14 protein-coding genes are annotated in these 16,742 nt (G+C 65.9%); 10 read left to right on the top strand and 4 right to left on the bottom strand.

Features of this window, described 5'->3' with window-relative positions; genetic code table 11:
• Positions 1–169: 169 nt before the first annotated feature.
• Both J6525_RS32425 and J6525_RS32420 read right to left on the bottom strand, forming a co-directional pair.
• On the bottom strand, positions 170–1,105 hold the full coding sequence (locus J6525_RS32425; RefSeq protein ID WP_225647768.1) for a bifunctional helix-turn-helix transcriptional regulator/GNAT family N-acetyltransferase: 936 nt from the start codon (positions 1,103–1,105) through the stop codon (positions 170–172).
• A gap of 45 nt (positions 1,106–1,150) precedes the next feature.
• The gene (locus J6525_RS32420) at positions 1,151–1,720 is read right to left on the bottom strand and encodes a glycosyltransferase (RefSeq protein WP_092087357.1); all 570 of its coding nucleotides are present in this window, start codon (positions 1,718–1,720) and stop codon (positions 1,151–1,153) included.
• A gap of 164 nt (positions 1,721–1,884) precedes the next feature.
• Here J6525_RS32420 and J6525_RS32415 point away from each other — a divergent pair, with 164 nt between their 5' ends.
• The 4 genes from J6525_RS32415 to J6525_RS32400 all read left to right on the top strand — a co-directional run bounded on the left by J6525_RS32415 (position 1,885) and on the right by J6525_RS32400 (position 6,305).
• Positions 1,885–3,051 (top strand): PA0069 family radical SAM protein, encoded by a 1,167-nt coding sequence (locus J6525_RS32415; protein ID WP_225647767.1) that lies wholly within the window; start codon positions 1,885–1,887, stop codon positions 3,049–3,051.
• Positions 3,052–3,173: 122 nt separating this feature from the next.
• Entirely contained in the window at positions 3,174–3,620 is a 447-nt protein-coding gene (locus J6525_RS32410; protein WP_018273372.1) for a VOC family protein, read from the top strand.
• Between the two features lie 76 nt (positions 3,621–3,696).
• The gene (rnhB, locus tag J6525_RS32405) at positions 3,697–4,473 is read left to right on the top strand and encodes a ribonuclease HII (protein WP_225647766.1); all 777 of its coding nucleotides are present in this window, start codon (positions 3,697–3,699) and stop codon (positions 4,471–4,473) included.
• Positions 4,474–4,796: 323 nt separating this feature from the next.
• Positions 4,797–6,305: a glycosyltransferase family 39 protein gene (locus J6525_RS32400; protein WP_225647765.1), complete on the top strand. Its 1,509-nt coding sequence runs from the start codon at positions 4,797–4,799 to the stop codon at positions 6,303–6,305.
• Between the two features lie 141 nt (positions 6,306–6,446).
• Here the strand turns inward: J6525_RS32400 and J6525_RS32395 are convergent, their stop codons facing one another.
• Entirely contained in the window at positions 6,447–7,262 is an 816-nt protein-coding gene (locus J6525_RS32395; protein WP_225647789.1) for a uracil-DNA glycosylase, read from the bottom strand.
• A gap of 194 nt (positions 7,263–7,456) precedes the next feature.
• Here J6525_RS32395 and J6525_RS32390 point away from each other — a divergent pair, with 194 nt between their 5' ends.
• From J6525_RS32390 to J6525_RS32365, 6 genes are all read left to right on the top strand, one after another.
• Positions 7,457–9,115 (top strand): electron transfer flavoprotein-ubiquinone oxidoreductase, encoded by a 1,659-nt coding sequence (locus J6525_RS32390; protein WP_225647764.1) that lies wholly within the window; start codon positions 7,457–7,459, stop codon positions 9,113–9,115.
• Between the two features lie 434 nt (positions 9,116–9,549).
• Positions 9,550–11,334: a tetratricopeptide repeat protein gene (locus tag J6525_RS32385; protein ID WP_092087346.1), complete on the top strand. Its 1,785-nt coding sequence runs from the start codon at positions 9,550–9,552 to the stop codon at positions 11,332–11,334.
• Positions 11,335–11,655: 321 nt separating this feature from the next.
• Positions 11,656–12,543: a 4-(cytidine 5'-diphospho)-2-C-methyl-D-erythritol kinase gene (locus J6525_RS32380; RefSeq protein WP_225647763.1), complete on the top strand. Its 888-nt coding sequence runs from the start codon at positions 11,656–11,658 to the stop codon at positions 12,541–12,543.
• A 446-nt stretch (positions 12,544–12,989) separates the two neighbouring features.
• On the top strand, positions 12,990–13,916 hold the full coding sequence (locus J6525_RS32375; protein ID WP_038386070.1) for an SMP-30/gluconolactonase/LRE family protein: 927 nt from the start codon (positions 12,990–12,992) through the stop codon (positions 13,914–13,916).
• Positions 13,917–14,062: 146 nt separating this feature from the next.
• Positions 14,063–14,656, top strand: coding sequence for a GNAT family N-acetyltransferase (locus J6525_RS32370; protein WP_092087340.1), 594 nt, complete (start codon positions 14,063–14,065; stop codon positions 14,654–14,656).
• 28 nt (positions 14,657–14,684) lie between these two features.
• Positions 14,685–16,328, top strand: coding sequence for a GMC family oxidoreductase (locus J6525_RS32365; RefSeq protein WP_225647762.1), 1,644 nt, complete (start codon positions 14,685–14,687; stop codon positions 16,326–16,328).
• Positions 16,329–16,490: 162 nt separating this feature from the next.
• Here the strand turns inward: J6525_RS32365 and J6525_RS32360 are convergent.
• Positions 16,491–16,742 (bottom strand): transposase (locus tag J6525_RS32360; RefSeq protein ID WP_225646470.1); only part of this gene is annotated, 252 nt, incomplete at its 5' end.

Genomic DNA, 16,742 nt, shown 5'->3' with positions numbered 1-16,742 from the left:
GCGCTTCTCAGGGCGTGCGAAGCACGAGCCCGGAATCTCAAGGATGAGCTTCCGTGGCCCGGATGGAGCGAAGCGAAATCCGGGGCAGTCTCTTCCGCGGCAGCACCGCTCCCGGATTGCGCTTCGCTCTATCCGGGCTACGCAGTCCAGACGTCTCGGCGCTGCGGCTTCACAACTCCAGCTCCCAGGTCTCGCCGACCAGGTCGACGCCGAAGTTGTGGTGCTTTTCTTCCTTGACCCGCTGGAAGCCGGCGCGGGCGTAGATGCCGCGCGCGGCGACCAGGATGCTCTGGGTCCACAGCGTCATCTTCGTGTAGCCCTTCTCGCGCGCGGCGCGGATGCATTGCTCAACCAGGGCGCGGCCGACGCCGAGCCCGCGCGCCTTTTCTTCCACCAGCAGCAGCCGCAGCTTGGCGACCCCGTCGCCGCCGTCGACCAGGAAGACCGAGCCGACCGGCTCGCCGTCGACCTCAGCGATCCAGCAATGCTCGCGGGCCGGATCGAACGATCGCAGAAACTGCGCGCAGATCTCGGCCACCAACGCCTCGTAGCTGATGTCCCAGCCATATTCCTCCGCGTAGGCTTGTCCCTGCCGCGAGACGACCCAGCCCATGTCGCCGACGCGATGGCTGCGCAGCAGGAAGCCGACCGGTTTCCCGGCGGGCGGCTCCAGCGATTGCTCGATCGTGCTCATGGCGCGCACCACCGCGGCGCGACGGTCGCCGTCCATCTGCTTCAGTAGCGCCCCGACCTCGCTGCGCGAGCGGCGGTCGAGGTCGGCGGCTGCGGTGCGGCCCTTGGCGGTGAGGGCCACCTCGTTGACGCGTTTGTCGGCCTTCGACGGCTTGCGGGTCACGATCTGGCGCCTTTGCAACGCCGCCAGCGTGCGGCTGACGAAGCCGGCATCGAGGTCGAGATCGCGCACCAGGTCGGTCGCGGTGCAATTTTCGCGATGTGCGAGCTCGTAGATGATCCGCGCTTCCTGCAGCGTGAATGTCGAGTGCAGCAGCTTCGGCTCGATGATGCCGAGCTTGCGGGTATAGAACCGGCTGAAGCCGCGGACCGCGGCGACCTGGCTCTCGAGGGTATGGGAATTTGATTTCATCAAGCATATTATTTGACGGAATCAAATAATCCGCAAGCGCTTTGTTCAGGCCACCATGATCCGGCTGCGCAGCATGGTGCGCGAGGAGCGGCCGAGCCGGCGCAGCAGGCGCGCCTCGGAGCGGCGGGCGTCGGGCCGGTAGCCGCCGATCCGCTCGTAATGCTCGCGCGCGATCAAAAGGCCCTGTTCAGCCGAGGGCCCGGTGATCATCCGGGCAACGAATTTGAGGCCGTCGCGCAGGCCGGGATCGGTGTAGGGTGCGCGGGCGTAGCGGAAGATGCCGGCGCGGTCCTTGCCGCTCGCCGCCACCATCTGGATGAACTGGGTGGTTTCCTCGATCCAGCCGGCATCGAGCACCGCGCCCGGATGCAGGAACATCAGCCAGGGCGACCGCGCCTGCCGCGCGCCTGCCGCAAGCGCGGCGGCGCGCGTGCCCTCGAAGCGCAGGAAGCGGCAGCCGGCGACGTCGGCGACGCGCTCCATCACATCGCTGTTGCCGCGGTCGACCAGCAGCACTTCGCGGATGACGCCCGCGGCCGCGCCCGGCACCAGCGCCGCCAATGTTGCGACCGCGGTGCGCTCGACGCCGTCGGTTGGAATGATCACGCTCAGCATGATTTTGAGGCTTCGATGGCTCAAACGGTGGAGAAACTCCGGCCGTGTTATCACCTTGTCATATTCAAAGCAGCCTGTTCGCCTGCAGAATTTTGTAGCAAGGTTCTGTGGAATTTCTCCGTTCTTGTTCTTGATTTGTTCTAGTGCTGTGTTAGCTTCAAAGCATGAGCCGAGCATCCTCTCATGCCCTCAAGCACCCGCCGGTAACGGCGCCCTCCGATAACCCGGCGGGTGCACCTTCCCCTTTTCCCGAGCTTGCGGTCGCGATCGAGCGCGAGCGGCGGCGCGGCCGCGGCGCGCAGTCCAACGCCAGCGGCCGCTACGAGGCCGAGGCGCGCGTTGCCTTCGACGACGGCTGGCAGAGCCTCGAGGACCTGCCGCCATTTGCGACCAGCGTGGCGCTCGACACCTCGCGCAAGGTGATCACCCGCAACGACTCGCCCGACATCGGCTTCGACCGTTCGATCAATCCCTATCGTGGCTGTGAGCATGGCTGCGTCTATTGCTTCGCGCGGCCGACCCACGCCTATCTCGGCCTGTCGCCGGGGCTGGACTTCGAATCGAAGCTGTTCGCCAAGCCGGACGCACCCGCGCTGCTCGAGAAGGAACTGGCGGCGCCGGACTACGAGGCCCGGATGATCGCGATCGGCACCAACACCGATCCCTATCAGCCGATCGAACGCGACCGGAAGATCATGCGCGGCATTCTCGAGGTGCTGGAGCGCGCCGGCCATCCGGTCGGCATCGTCACCAAGTCGGCGCTGGTCACCCGCGACATCGACATCCTGGCACGGATGGCCAAGCGCAATCTCGCCAAGGTCGCGCTCTCGGTGACGACGCTCGACCCGAAACTCGCCCGCACCATGGAGCCGCGCGCCTCGACCCCGCCGAAGCGGCTCGAGGCGATCAAGCGGCTCGCCGACGCCGGCATCCCGACCACGGTGATGGTCGCACCCGTGATCCCGGCGCTGAACGACTCCGAGATCGAGCGAATCCTCGATGCCGCCGCACATGCCGGCGCCAGGGAGGCGAGCTACGTACTGCTGCGCCTGCCGCTCGAGGTGCGCGATCTGTTCCGCGAATGGCTGATGGCGAACTATCCCGACCGCTACCGTCACGTCTTCACGCTGATCCGCGACATGCGCGGCGGCCGCGACTACGACTCGCAATGGGGTACCAGGATGAAGGGCACCGGCCCGATGGCCTGGATGATCGGCCGCCGCTTCGAGATCGCCTGCGAAAAGCTCGGCTTCAACAAGCGGCGGACCAAGCTGACCACCGATCACTTCGCCAAGCCGAAGCGTAACGGGCAGCAACTCAGTCTATTCTAGGCGGACCCGTAGCCCGGATGGAGCGCAGCGAAATCCGGGTCTGTTCGACCCGTGGCCGAAGACTTCCCGGATTGCGCTTCGCTCCATCCGGGCTACGAAGACGTCAAACAGTGAGTGCAACAATGAGTAACACCCCGACCGCACGCTTCACCGTCCTCACGCTGGGCGTCAGCGACATGCGCGCCAGCATCGGCTTTTATGAATCGCTCGGCTTCACCAGGAAGATGCGCGCGACCGGCGAGGAGGTCGCCTTCTTCGAGACCGGCGGCACCGTGCTCGGCCTGTTCCCGTGGCATCTGCTCGCCGCCGATGCCGGGCTGCCGGATCAACCACGGCCGTCAGCGTTCCGCGGCGTCGCGATCGCCTGGAACTGCAACGACGACGCCGAGGTCGATCGTGTGATGGCGTTCGCGTTGTCGAAAGGCGCCAGGCTGCTGAAGCCCGCGCAGCCCACCAGCTATGGGGGATATTGCGGCTATTTCGGCGATCCCGACGGCCACGCTTGGGAAGTGGTGCGCGCGCCGGGCTTTGAGGTTCGCGACGACCGCCGGGTGTCAATTCCCGATTAGGGCGGCGAATTGAATAACGGGGAAGGGCGCCAGGTTCCAGGTTGCGCCGCGGGCCGGGCTTGATCACGATCCCCGCATGATTCGGGACAAGTCCAACAGCACGTCAAAGACTGCGTCGAAGAAGAAACCGGCCGAGCCGGCCAAGCCGGACAAGCGCGTCATCGTGGTGACGCGGCCGAGCTTTCGGCGCGAGCGCGCGCTGATCAAGCGCGGTGTCTGGCCGGTTGCCGGCTGCGACGAGGCCGGGCGCGGGCCGCTGGCGGGTCCGGTGGTCGCCGCCGCCGTGGTGCTGGACCCAAATCGGATACCCAAGGGCCTCGATGATTCGAAGCGGCTGACCGTCGAGCGCCGCGAGGAACTGTTCGAGGAAATCTGCGCGACAGCAGCGTTCTCGGTCGCGGTGGCGTCACGGGCGCGGATCGACCGCGACAACATCCTGCGCGCCTCGCTGTGGGCGCTGGCGCGCGCGGTGCATGCGCTGCCGGAAATGCCGAAGCACGTCTTCGTCGACGGCCGCGACAAGCTTGCCACGTCCTGCGACTGCGATGCCGTGATCGGCGGCGACGGCATCGTGGCCTCGATCGCGGCGGCCTCGATCATCGCCAAGGTGACGCGCGACCGCCTGATGTGCGCGCTGGCGCTGGATTGTCCCGGCTACGGCTTCGAGCAGCACAAGGGCTATGCCGTCCCCGAGCACCTCGAGGCGCTCGACCGGCTCGGCCCCAGCAGCCATCACCGCAGCTTCTTCGCCCCCGTCGTCGCGGCGCGGTTGAAGCATTTCCCGGTCCCGGCGGAGCCGGACCTGTTCACGTTGGACGCCGAAAGCGAAGCCGCGGCATCCGAAGCGGCGTAAAGCGCGGCGGCGCCGCACTCTCGGCTGTCATCGCCCGGCTCGCCGCCTCCGCTAAAGCTTTGGCGCGCCAGGGGGCCGTGGCCTCGTCGAAGCCTTGGCGAAGACGGGACCGGGCGATCCAGTATTCCAGAGACCGTTGTGCTCAAGCCTGGCCGCCGCGGCGTACTGGATGCCCCGCCTTCGCGGGGCATGACAGCGATGTTTGACTTTGCACCGTGGACACATCCAGCCCGGTTGCCTCCATCGCCGCCGCCGTTTATCAAAAACGCTCGGGATCAGATGGCGCCGCTTGATACGGGTGGCTGGGGCATTTCAGGCGTTTCATGCGGTTTACCTCCCTGGTTGTCGAACTGATCCGCGCCCGGCCGCGCCTCGTGGTCTGGATCGTGGTGCTTGCGCAGGCCGCGATCTGGCTGTTCCTGCCGGCCGTCTTCTACGGCAGTCCGCCCGGCAACCTCGCCACCATCCTCGCCTTCGGTCGCGAATATCAGGTCGGCACCGACATGGGGCCGCCGCTCGCGTTCTGGCTCGCCGACATCGCCTTCCGCGCCGTCGGCAATCACGTGTTCGGCGTCTATCTCCTGGCGCAGGTCTGCGAAATCGTCACCTTCATCGCCTTTTACGCCTTGGCGCGCTCCATCGTCGGCGGCCCGCAGGGCGTGCTGGCAGTGCTGCTGTCGATGACGGTCGTGGTGTTCTCCTCGCCAAGCGTCGAGTTCGGCCCGCTGATCCTGGCGCGCCCGCTCTGGGCGCTGCTGCTGCTGCATTCCTGGCAACTGATCGGGCAGAACCGGCGCAGCGCCTGGTTCGCCTGGTCGATCGATTGCGGCCTCCTGCTGCTGACGACGCCGGCGGCGATCGGCATGATCCTGCTCGTGATCGGCTTTGCGCTCGCAACCGAGCGCGGGCGGCGCATGCTCAAATCGGTCGATCCGATCTACGCGCTGCTCGTCATCATCGTGCTGGCGCTGCCCTACCTGATCTGGCTGCTCCGCGCCGACGTGCTGGCGCTGCCGGTCCTGCCGGCACTCGCCGATCTCAAGGCGCACGCGCTGCGCTGGGGCGTGGTGCTCGGCGGGCTGATCGTGGCGACCGCCGCGATCGCGCTGCTGGCGATCCTCAATTCGCGCTGGTTCGCCCGCGATACGGAGGATGCCCCGATCATCTACCGTCCGCCGGTCAGTCCGCTGGCGCGGCAATTCGTGTATTTCTTCGCGTTCGCGCCGGCGATCGCCAGCAGCTTCGTCTCCGGGCTGTTCAATCTCGATCGCGCCTTCGGCGGCGCCGGCGTGGCGCTGTTGATGTCCGGGCTCGCCGTCGTGGTCGCGACCGGCGAACTGATCCCGCTCAGGCGGCAGCGGCTGCTGCGTTCGGTCTGGGCCCTGGCGGTCGCGGCGCCTGCGGCGCTCGCGCTGGCGGCGGCGCTGTTCCTGCCCTGGACCAGCACCACGGAGGCGTCTACCTCGTTGCCGGCAGCCGCGATGGGCCGCTTCTTCAATGACAGCTATGAGCGCCGCACCAACCAGCGCCTGCGCGCGGTGGCCGGCGATCCCGAACTTGCCAGCCTGATCGCGATGAACCGCCGCCGCCCGCATCTTTTGCTCGACGCCACGCCGCAGCGGACGCCGTGGCTGTCGGTCGCAAAATTCAACGAGACCGGCGGCGTCGTGGTGTGGCGCGCACAGGACACCGCCGGCACGCCGCCGCCCGACATCGCGCAGCGCTTCCCCGGCCTCGTGCCGGAAGTGCCGCGTTCGTTCGACCGGCTGGTCAACGGACGGCAGCCGGTGCTGCGGATCGGCTGGGCGATCGTGCGGCCGAAGGGGACGTGATTTGACGTGGAGCCGTAGCCCGGATGAAGTGGAGCGAAATCCGGGGCCGCTCTTTCACGCTACCTGATCCACCCGGATTGCGCGGAGCCTGTCATCGGGCGCGCGTCCGCGCGACCCGTTGGCTCCATCCGGGCTACGAAGCTACGCCGCCTGCAGCACCTTCGCGATCGCGCGCAGATCCTGCCACGACAGCCGCTTGTAAGACGGCGAGCGCAGCAGATAGGCCGGATGGAAGGTGGCGACGGCGCGGATCGTGCGGGTGCCGGTGTCGTAGTCGATCCATTTGCCGCGCGTGCGCATGATGCCCTCGCGCGTTCCGAGCAGCGCCTGCGTCGAGGGATTGCCGAGCGTCACCAGCACGTCGGGATTCACGAGTTCGATATGGCGCTGGATGAAGGGCAGGCACACCTGCGTCTCCTGCGGCGTCGGCGTACGGTTGCCGGGCGGCCGCCACGGGATCACGTTGGCGATATAGGCTTTGCTGCGGTCGAGCCCAATCGCGGCGATCATGCGGTCGAGCAGCTTGCCGGACCGGCCGACGAACGGCAGGCCCTCGATGTCCTCGTCGCGGCCCGGTGCCTCGCCGACGAACATCACGCGCGCCTGCGGATTGCCGTCGGCGAACACCAGCCTGGTCGCGGTGTGCTTCAGCGCGCAGCCGTCGAAATTCTCCATCAGCATGCGCAGGGCTTCAAGCGTCGGCGCGGTCCGCGCAGCCTCGCGCGCGGAAGCGATCGCGGCATCCGGCGCCACGGTGATTTCGCCGCGCGGAACTGACGGCATCGGCGGCGGACGCAGCGGATTGAGCGCAACTGATGGACGCGGTGCGGCAGGGGCGGGAACTGGCTCCGGCTCCTCGAGCCGGTTGATCGGCGCATCGCCAAGCGCACAGTCGACCCCGGCCTCGAGGTAAAAGGCCAGCAATTGCTGCAGTGTAGGGGTGGGCTCGGGCGGCAGGACCATCATCGGCGCAATCTAGAGCATCGACCAGAAAAGTGGAGGGCGGTTTTCGGAAAAGATTATTCTCTTGCGGTACCCGGGCCGTGCAAACCCATGGAAGCGCAATTCCATGGTTGTCCTTCCGCCAAAAATCGGAAACAACGACCCGTGAAAAGCTTAGAAGCGTTCTCAATGGGCTGAGATCAAAGATCATGAGTGCTGAAGACCTTCCTCCGCGCGAGTCTATGGAATTCGACGTCGTCATCGTCGGCGCCGGCCCGTCGGGCCTGTCGGCCGCGATCCGGCTGAAGCAGCTCAATCCGGAGCTCTCGATCGTCGTGGTGGAGAAGGGCTCCGAGGTCGGCGCGCACATCCTCTCGGGTGCGGTGATCGATCCGGCCGGGCTCGACAAGCTCGTGCCCGACTGGCGCGACGACGCCGATTGCCCGCTGAAGACGCAGGTCAAGGACGACCGCTTCTACTGGACGACGTCGCAAGGCTGGTTCCGTCTGCCGAACTTCATCATGCCGCCGCTGATGAACAATCATCACTGCTACATCGGCTCGCTCGGCAATGTCTGCCGCTGGCTGGCACCGAAGGCGGAAGCGCTCGGCGTCGAGATCTATCCGGGCTTTGCCGCGGCCGAAGTGCTTTATGACGACAAGGGCGCGGTGCGCGGCATCGCCACCGGCGACATGGGCATCGCCAGGGACGGCAGCCACAAGGATTCCTACACTCGCGGCATGGAGCTGCTCGGCAAGTACACGCTGTTCGCCGAAGGTGCACGCGGCTCGCTGTCCAAGCAGCTGATCGCGAAGTTCAATCTCGATGCCAGCTCCGAGCCGCCGAAGTTCGGCATCGGCCTCAAGGAGGTCTGGCAGATCGACCCGGCGAAGCACAAGAAGGGTCGGGTTCAGCACACGCTCGGATGGCCGCTGAACGACAAGACCGGCGGCGGCTCGTTCCTCTATCATTACGACGACAACCGCGTCGCGGTCGGCTTCGTGGTGCATTTGAACTACAACGACCCCTATCTGTCGCCGTTCGACGAATTCCAGCGCTTCAAGACCCATCCCGATGTCCGCGAGCTGTTCGAGGGCGGCAAGCGGCTCGCCTATGGAGCGCGCGCAATCACCGAGGGCGGCTACCAGTCGGTGCCGCGGCTCTCGTTCCCGGGCGGCGCGCTGATCGGCTGCGCGGCGGGCTTCGTCAACGTGCCGCGCATCAAGGGCGTCCACAATGCGATGGGCTCCGGCATGCTCGCCGCCGAGCATGTCGCGGCCGCGCTCGGCGCCGGCCGCGCCAATGACGAGCTCGTCGAGTACGAGAACGCCTGGCGCTCGTCGGCGATCGGCAAGGACCTGTTCAAGGTCCGCAATGCCAAGCCGTTGCTGTCGAAGTTCGGCAACCTGCTCGGCATGGCGCTCTCCGGCTTCGACATGTGGTGCAACACGCTCGGCTTCTCGTTGTTCGGCACCCAGTCGCACGCCAAGCCGGACCGCAAGACGCTCGATCCGTCCAAGCAGCACCAGCCGATCGCCTATCCGAAGCCGGACGGCAAGATCTCGTTCGACAAGCTGTCGTCGGTGTTCCTGTCCAACACCAACCATGAGGAGGACCAGCCGGTCCATCTCAAGGTCGCCGATCTCAATCTGCAGAAGACCTCGGAACACGACGTGTTCGCCGGTCCTTCCAACCGCTATTGCCCGGCCGGCGTTTATGAATGGGTCGAGGAATCGACGGGTCCGCGCTTTCAGATCAACGCCCAGAACTGCGTCCACTGCAAAACCTGCGACGTGAAGGACCCCAACGGCAACATCACCTGGGTTCCGCCGGAGGGCGGCGGCGGTCCGAACTACGAGGCGATGTAAGGCCAGGGTGAGCTCAAGGCGGCCGACCACATTTGCGTGAGGCGGCTGCGCGAGTTGCCGCAACCTCCGCTTGGCCTCTCCGCGCGTGGAGCGGCCGGATTGCACCCCCGGTTACAACAGAAGGCGCGAAAAGGGGTGCCGTGGCGCCCTTATCTCGCGCCTTTTTGCGTCCGCGCGCGAATATGCCCGGCCCGGTCACGATACCGCCATAGTGGAAGCGTCTTGCGGGGGTTGGCTGGATCGGCGGGCCTAAAGGCCTAATCTGCCAATTGATTCGTCATGGGTTGCCTTTGGGCGATCCTTGCGGATGAGCGCCAAAAGCGGCATTGTCCCCCGCCGTGATGCCGCCGCTTGGGTTCGCATTTTGAGACTGATCGCAAGATCTTGGCCATAAAATCCATCTTGGCGTAAATCCCTGGAGCAAGGCGACCGTGATGCTGTCCACCCGATTCCACCGCCTGACGACTGCCGTTCTCGCTGCCGCGGCGCTTGCCGTGCCTGCGCAGCTTGCAGCGCAAACGCCGGACCATCCGACCGACAATACCGCGCAATTCCCGTCCAAGAACGACCTGAAGTCGCTGACCACCGCCGGTAGCTATCTCGCCGCCCGCCACGCCAGCGTCGAGCGCGATGCGACCTCGGCCGCGACGTTCTACCGCTCGGCGCTGCGCACCGACCCGAAGAATTCCGAGCTGCTCGACCGCGCCTTCATCTCCTCGCTCGCCGACGGCGACATCGAGGAGGCGGTCAAGCTTGCCGACCGCATCCTGACCCAGGACAAGGCCAACCGCGTCGCGCGCCTGGTCGTCGGCGTGCGCGATCTCAAGCTGAAGAAATATGCCGCCGCGCAGTCCAACATCAACCAGTCGGTGCGCGGCCCGATCACCGATCTCGTCGCGACGCTGCTGTCGGCCTGGGCCGCCTATGGCGCCGGCGACAGCAAGGCCGCGGTCGCCTCGATCGACAAGCTGACCGGCCCCGAGTGGTACCCGATCTTCAAGGACCTCCATGCCGGCATGATCTACGAGCTGTCCGGCAAGGAGAAGGATGCCGGCGCCCGCTTCGAGCGCGTCTACAAGCTCGACGATTCGATGCTGCGCACGGTCGACGAATATGCGCGTTGGACCTCGCGCAACAAGGACGCGGCCGCCGCGACCGCGATGTACGAGGCCTTCGACAAGAAGCTGCCGCGTCACCCGCTGGTGCTGGAAGGCATCAAGGAGACCAAGGCCGGCAAGAAGCTGCCGCCGCTGGTCGAGTCACCGCAGGCCGGCGCGGCCGAGGCGCTGTACGGCATCGGCGCGACGCTGACCCGCCGCGGCGGCGAGGACCTCGCGCTGGTCTATCTGCAACTCGCGCTCTATCTGCAGCCCAACCATCCGCTGGCGCTGCTGTCGCTCGCCGATCTCTATGAATCGGTGAAGAAGCCGCAGATGGCGATCAAGGTCTATGAGCGGATGCCGGCGTCCTCGCCGCTGAAGCGCAACGCGCAGATCCAGCTCGCGACCAATCTCGACGCCGCCGACCGCAGCGACGAGGCGATCAAGATCCTCAAGGAAGTCACATCGGATCAGCCGAAGGACATCGAGGCGATCCTGGCGCTCGGCAATATCGAGCGCGGCCGCAAGAAGTTCGCCGACTGCGCCACCACCTATTCGCAGGCGATCGACGCACTGCCGGCCGGCGGCGACAAGAACGCCTGGGTCACCTATTACTATCGCGGCATCTGCGAGGAGCGCTCCAAGCAGTGGAACAAGGCCGAGGCCGACATGCGCAAGGCGCTCGAGCTGCAGCCCGAGCAGCCGCATGTGCTGAACTATCTCGGTTATTCCTGGATCGACCAGGGCATCAACCTCGACGAAGGCATGAAGATGATCAAGCGTGCCGTCGATCAGCGCCCCGACGACGGCTACATCGTGGACTCGCTCGGCTGGGCCTATTACCGGATCGGCAATTACGAGGAGGCGGTCAAGAACCTCGAGCGCGCGATCGATCTGAAGCCGGAAGATCCGACCATCAACGACCATCTCGGCGACGCTTACTGGCGCGTCGGCCGCACCCTGGAAGCCAAGTTCCAGTGGGCGCATGCCCGCGACCTTAAGCCCGAGCCGGAAGAGCTGCCGAAGATCCAGGCCAAGATCGACAACGGCCTGCCGGATGACACCTCCAACGCCGCCGCCGCCGAGAAGAAGAAGGACGACGACGGCAAGGGCGGCTGAGCGGCGGTCGTCGCGCTGCATCTTCATAAAATACCGTGATGCCCGGGCAAAAGCGCGAAGCGCGTCTTCGCGCAAGATGTCCCGGGCATTGACGTTTGCCCGTCATGGCCGGGCTTGACCCGGCCATCCATCCCTTCGAGAAATTCGTTCTTGGTTGATAGATGCCCGGGTCATGGGCGAGCGGAAGCGACGCCGTCCTTCAGACGGCTATGCCCGGGCATGACGAGTCATGGCGGAATTTCCATCCAAACAAAGGGATAGGATCGTACGGCGATTTACGCTAATCGCATCACGATGTTTGTTTTTTAGGGGTTTATCGCCGTGCCGGCGCTGATTGAAGAAGGGCGTGCCAAGGTCAACCTGACGCTGAAGGTTGTCGGGCGGCGCGTCGACGGGTTTCACGACTTGGAGAGCGTCGTCGCGTTTGCCGATTGCGCCGATCGCCTGATGCTCGAGCCGGGACCCGAGCTGTCGCTTTCGATGGCGGGGCCGCTGGCCGATGCCTGCGGCGACACCTCTGACAATCTGGTGCTGAAGGCCGCGCGGCTGCTCGGCGAGCGCGTCGCGGACCTCGAGGTCGGCCACTTCACGTTGGAGAAGGTGCTGCCGGTTGCGGCCGGCATCGGCGGCGGCTCGGCGGACGCCGCGGCGGCGCTGCGGCTGTTGGCGCGGCTCAATGAGCTCTCGCTCGACGATAGCCGGATCATGGAGGTCGCGCTGCAGACCGGCGCCGACGTGCCGGTGTGCGTCGCCTCGCGGGCCTGCGACATGACCGGCGTCGGCGAAGGCCTGCTGCCGCTCGACCTGCCGAAAATGCCGTGCGTGCTGGTCAATCCGCGCGTGCCGGTTGCGACCAGGGACGTCTTCAATGCGCTCGGCCTGCGCAATGGCGAGCTCCTGATCGGCGCCACCGACGTCGTGATGCAGGCGCCGTCATGGCCGGAAGCCGGCCGCGCGATCGACGATTGGATCGCGGCGCTGGAGCGCGGCACCAACGATCTCGAAGCCCCCGCGGCGCGCATCCAGCCCGTCATCAGTGACGTGCTGTCCGCGCTGCGTGAGACCCGGGGCGTTCGTCTGGTGCGCATGTCGGGCTCGGGCGCGACCTGCTTTGCCATGTTCGGAACCGACGCCGACGCCGAGGCGGCCGGCGAACAACTCCGCGCCGATCACCCCGGCTGGTGGGTGCATGCGGGCACGCTGAGCTAGCGCGCGCCCATTCTCTCTCCGTCATTCCGAGGCTCGCGCCAGGAGGCGCGCCCTCAGGCGCGCAATTGCGCACTGGGGAATGACGACGGAGAGGGGTGCGACAAAACAACCCGACGGGCAACTCAGCAAAACCTGTCAATCCTCGCGCGCGAAAATATTTCGCTTTATCCGAAGCGCGAAGCTCGGACAGTGTCGCGAGAACGCGGAAGTTTGACTCACTGACCGTGCCACCTACTCGATGTCGTCCCTGCCTAGTGCGCAATTGCGCACTAGGCAGGGACGACAGGGGCATTTGCGGCGCGCCCATCCCACCCCAACGCCGGGCAGCCTTGCGGGGCCATTGCTTGGCAAGCCAAACCCCGTTTGCCATAACAGGATGAAACAACAACGTTGCGCGTGCGGGGCCGTTCGGAATCCGCCTGCAGCCAAAGAGCCGGGAGGATGCCATGGCCAATATCCGAGTTCTCGCCACCGATCTGGAGTTTCCCGAAGGTCCGGTCGTCATGCCCGACGGTTCGGTCGTGCTGGTCGAAATCCGCGGCCAGCGGCTGACGCGGGTCTATCCCGACGGGCGCAAGGAGATCGTCGCCAAGGTGCCGGGCGGCCCGAACGGCGCGGCGCTCGGCCCGGACGGCAAGATGTACATCTGCAACAATGGTGGCTTCTCCTGGATTCCGACCCGCAACATGATCATGCCGGGGCCGCAGCCGGAGGATTATCTCGGCGGCTCGATCCAGCGCGTCGATCTGCAATCCGGCAAGGTCGAGACCGTGGTGACGAAATGCGGCGAGCACGAACTGCGCGGGCCGAACGATCTGGTGTTCGACAGGCAAGGCGGCCTGTGGTTCTCGGACCTCGGCAAGCGCCGTGCCCGCGACATGGATGTCGGCGCGTTCTACTATCTGAAGCCCGGCATGAACGAGATCGTCGAGGCGGTGCACGGCATCCTGCCGGCCAACGGCATCGGCCTGTCGCCGGACGAGAAGACCGTCTACATCGCGGAGACGCCGACCGCGCGGCTGTGGGCGTATGAAGTTTCAGAGCCCGGCACCGTCAAGCCGCGCGACGTGATCTATCGCGGCGAGCGCGGCAAGCCGATCGCCGGCCTCGGCGGCTACCAGATGTTCGACTCGCTCGCCGTGGAAGCGAACGGCAATGTCTGCGTCGCGACGCTGGTCTCGGGCTGCATCTCGGTGATCGCGCCCGACGGCACCGTGGTCGAGCAGGTGCCGACCGGCGACCGCGTCACCACCAACATCGCCTTCGGCGGCCCCGAGCTGAAGACCGCCTACATCACGCTGTCGGGCAAGGGCGAGCTGATCGCGATGGACTGGCCGCGGCCGGGATTGCCGCTGAACTTTCTGAATAGATGACGATTGCGGTTCGCGAAGCGCAATCGTCATTCCGGGATGGTGCGAAGCGCCAGACCTCAGATGCGCAATTGCGCATCGGGGAATCTCGAGATTCCGGGTTCGATGCTGCGCATCGCCCCGGAATGACAAAGATGGAGAGATCTCGAATGCCCTGGCTTGAACCGGTCACCCTTCGCGGCGCGCATGCGCGGCTGGAGCCGTTGTCACACGATCATCGCGACGGGCTGGTCGAAGCGGTGAAGGACGGCGAGCTGTCAAAGCTCTGGTACACCGCGATCCCGCAGCCGGAGAACATGGTCAAGGAGATCGACCGCCGGCTCGGCCTACAAAAGGCCGGATCGATGCTGCCGTTCACGGTGTTCGACGCCGAGGGGCGGATCTCGGGCATGACGACCTACATGAACGTCGACACGCCGAACCGTCGCGTCGAGATCGGCTCGACCTGGTACGCCAAGCGTGTGCAGCGCAGCGCGGTCAATACGCAGTGCAAACTGCTACTGCTGACCCATGCCTTCGAGAAGCTTGATTGCATCGCGGTCGAGTTCCGCACGCATTTCTTCAATCACCAGAGCCGGCGCGGCATCGAGCGTCTGGGTGCGAAGCAGGACGGCATCCTGCGCAGCCATCAGATCGCGCCCAACGGCACGTTGCGCGACACCGTGGTTTACAGCATCATCGCCAGCGAATGGCCGACGGTGAAGGCGCATCTGACCTATCAACTCAACGAAAAGCCGCGCTGACACGATAGTCGGCGCCAGAAACGAGACGATGGAAACGTTCGATTATGTGATCATCGGCGCAGGCTCCGCCGGGAGCGTGCTGACCAACCGGTTGAGTGAAGACGCGGGCACCAGGGTGTGCGTGCTCGAGGCGGGGCCGAGCGACTGGCATCCCTACATCCATCTGCCGGCCGGCTTCATCAAGACCTTCCATATGAAGAGCGTGAACTGGGCCTATCAGCAGGAGGTGGGTCCCTACACCGGCGGGCGCAGCATCTATGCGCCGCGCGGCAAGACGCTCGGCGGCTCGTCCTCGATCAACGGCCACATCTATAATCGCGGCCAGCGACAGGATTTCGACACTTGGGCGCAACTCGGCAATCGCGGCTGGGGCTATCCCGACGTGCTGCCCTATTTCCGGCGCATGGAGAGGCGGATCGGCGAGGGCGACGACACCTATCGCGGCCGCGACGGCAACCTGACCGTCACCACCATGGACTGGCAGGATCCGCTCTGCGAGGCCTTCATGGCAGGCGCGGTCAGCCTCGGCATTCCGCGCAATCCCGATTACAACGGCCAGATCCAGGAAGGCGTGTCGTACTGCCAGCGCACCATCCTGAATGGACGCCGGGTCAGCGCCGCGACCGCGTTCCTGCATCCGGCGCGGCGGCGGCCCAATGTCGACGTGCGCACGCATGCGCATGTCACCGGCATCATCTTCGAGGGCAAGCGCGCGGTCGGTGTGCGCTACAACCGCGGCGGCAAGCACGGCGATCCCCTGGAGATCCGCGCCACCAAGGAGGTCATCCTCTCCGGCGGCGCCTACAACTCGCCGCAGCTGTTGCAGCTCTCCGGCGTCGGCGCGCCCGAGCTGTTGCAGGCGCACGGCATCGAGGTGCGCCACGCGCTGCCGGGTGTCGGCGAAGGTTTGCAGGATCATTACGCGCCGCGCTCGGTGGCGCGGGTCAAGAACATCAGGACCATCAACGAGCTTCGCCGCGGCTTCAGCCTGTGGGGCGAGGCGATCAAATGGGCGACGACGCGGCGCGGCCTACTGTCGCTGTCGCCGACCATGGTCTACTGCTTCTGGCATTCCGGCGAGACCACCGAGAGCTCCGATCTGCAGCTCACCTTCACGCCGGCGAGCTACAAGGAAGGCGTGCAGGGCCAGCTCGAGGACGAGCCCGGCATGACGGTGGCGTCCTGGCAGCAGCGGCCGGAGAGCCGCGGCTATGTCCGGATCCGCTCCGCCGATCCGTTCGCGTCGCCGATCATCCAGACCAACTACCTTGCCGAGGAGATCGACCGCCGCGTCGTCGTCGCCGGCATGAAGCTGGCGCGCCGGCTGCTCGCCTCCGAGCCGCTCAGTCCGTATTACGCCTATGAGGACTTTCCGGGCCCGAAGGTCACGAGCGACGACGAACTGCTCGCGGCCGCGACCGAGCGCGGCACCACCACCTTCCATCCCGGCTGCACCTGCCGGATGGGACCGGCGGACGCGCCGTGGGCGGTGGTCGACGACCAGCTTCGGGTCCATGGCATGGAGGGCCTGCGCGTGATCGACGCCTCGATCATGCCGCGGATGATCTCGGCCAATCTCAACGCCTCGACCCTGATGATCGCCGACAAGGCCTCCGACATGATCCGCGGCAAGGCGCCCGAGGCGGCTGCGAAGCTGCCGGAGTATGCGTGAGGGAATAGAGGCGTACGCGATGTTGCTTCTTGATCAGCGCGCTGTGTCTAACACCGTCATGCTGAGGAGGCCGCGAAGCGGCCGTCTCGAAGCACGACGGCCCGAGTGGGGCCGTGCATCCTTCGAGACGCGCTACGCGCTCCTCAGAGTCTGACTCATAAATCACCCAACCTTAGCTGCAGCCGCGAGTCTGCGGGTCAGGAGCCTGATGTGTGCAATCAGCAGCCAGGCAGCTTCGGTTGCCACCGTCGCCTCGAAGTCCTTGGCGAGGCGGCGGCATCTGCCGAACCAAGCGAATGTGCGTTCAACCACCCACCGCCTCGGCAGAAGCTGGAAGCCTTTGACGCCTTGAGGCCGCTCGACGATCTCGACAGTCCATGGACCGCAGTCTGAGAGCGCGTCGAGGAGTTGATT

The organism is Bradyrhizobium australafricanum, from assembly GCF_020329495.1.
GTDB lineage: Bacteria > Pseudomonadota > Alphaproteobacteria > Rhizobiales > Xanthobacteraceae > Bradyrhizobium > Bradyrhizobium australafricanum.
This window is presented reverse-complemented; position numbering and strand designations above follow the sequence as displayed.

Excerpts from the sequence above, each read along its gene's own strand:
- J6525_RS32425 (WP_225647768.1), bottom strand. The coding sequence starts at position 1,105 with ATGAAATCAAATTCCCATACCCTCGAGAGCCAGGTCGCCGCGGTCCGC.
- J6525_RS32420 (WP_092087357.1), bottom strand. The coding sequence starts at position 1,720 with ATGCTGAGCGTGATCATTCCAACCGACGGCGTCGAGCGCACCGCGGTC.
- J6525_RS32415 (WP_225647767.1), top strand. The coding sequence starts at position 1,885 with ATGAGCCGAGCATCCTCTCATGCCCTCAAGCACCCGCCGGTAACGGCG.
- J6525_RS32410 (WP_018273372.1), top strand. The coding sequence starts at position 3,174 with ATGAGTAACACCCCGACCGCACGCTTCACCGTCCTCACGCTGGGCGTC.
- rnhB (WP_225647766.1), top strand. The coding sequence starts at position 3,697 with ATGATTCGGGACAAGTCCAACAGCACGTCAAAGACTGCGTCGAAGAAG.
- J6525_RS32400 (WP_225647765.1), top strand. The coding sequence starts at position 4,797 with ATGCGGTTTACCTCCCTGGTTGTCGAACTGATCCGCGCCCGGCCGCGC.
- J6525_RS32390 (WP_225647764.1), top strand. The coding sequence starts at position 7,457 with ATGAGTGCTGAAGACCTTCCTCCGCGCGAGTCTATGGAATTCGACGTC.
- J6525_RS32385 (WP_092087346.1), top strand. The coding sequence starts at position 9,550 with ATGCTGTCCACCCGATTCCACCGCCTGACGACTGCCGTTCTCGCTGCC.
- J6525_RS32375 (WP_038386070.1), top strand. The coding sequence starts at position 12,990 with ATGGCCAATATCCGAGTTCTCGCCACCGATCTGGAGTTTCCCGAAGGT.
- J6525_RS32370 (WP_092087340.1), top strand. The coding sequence starts at position 14,063 with ATGCCCTGGCTTGAACCGGTCACCCTTCGCGGCGCGCATGCGCGGCTG.
- J6525_RS32365 (WP_225647762.1), top strand. The coding sequence starts at position 14,685 with ATGGAAACGTTCGATTATGTGATCATCGGCGCAGGCTCCGCCGGGAGC.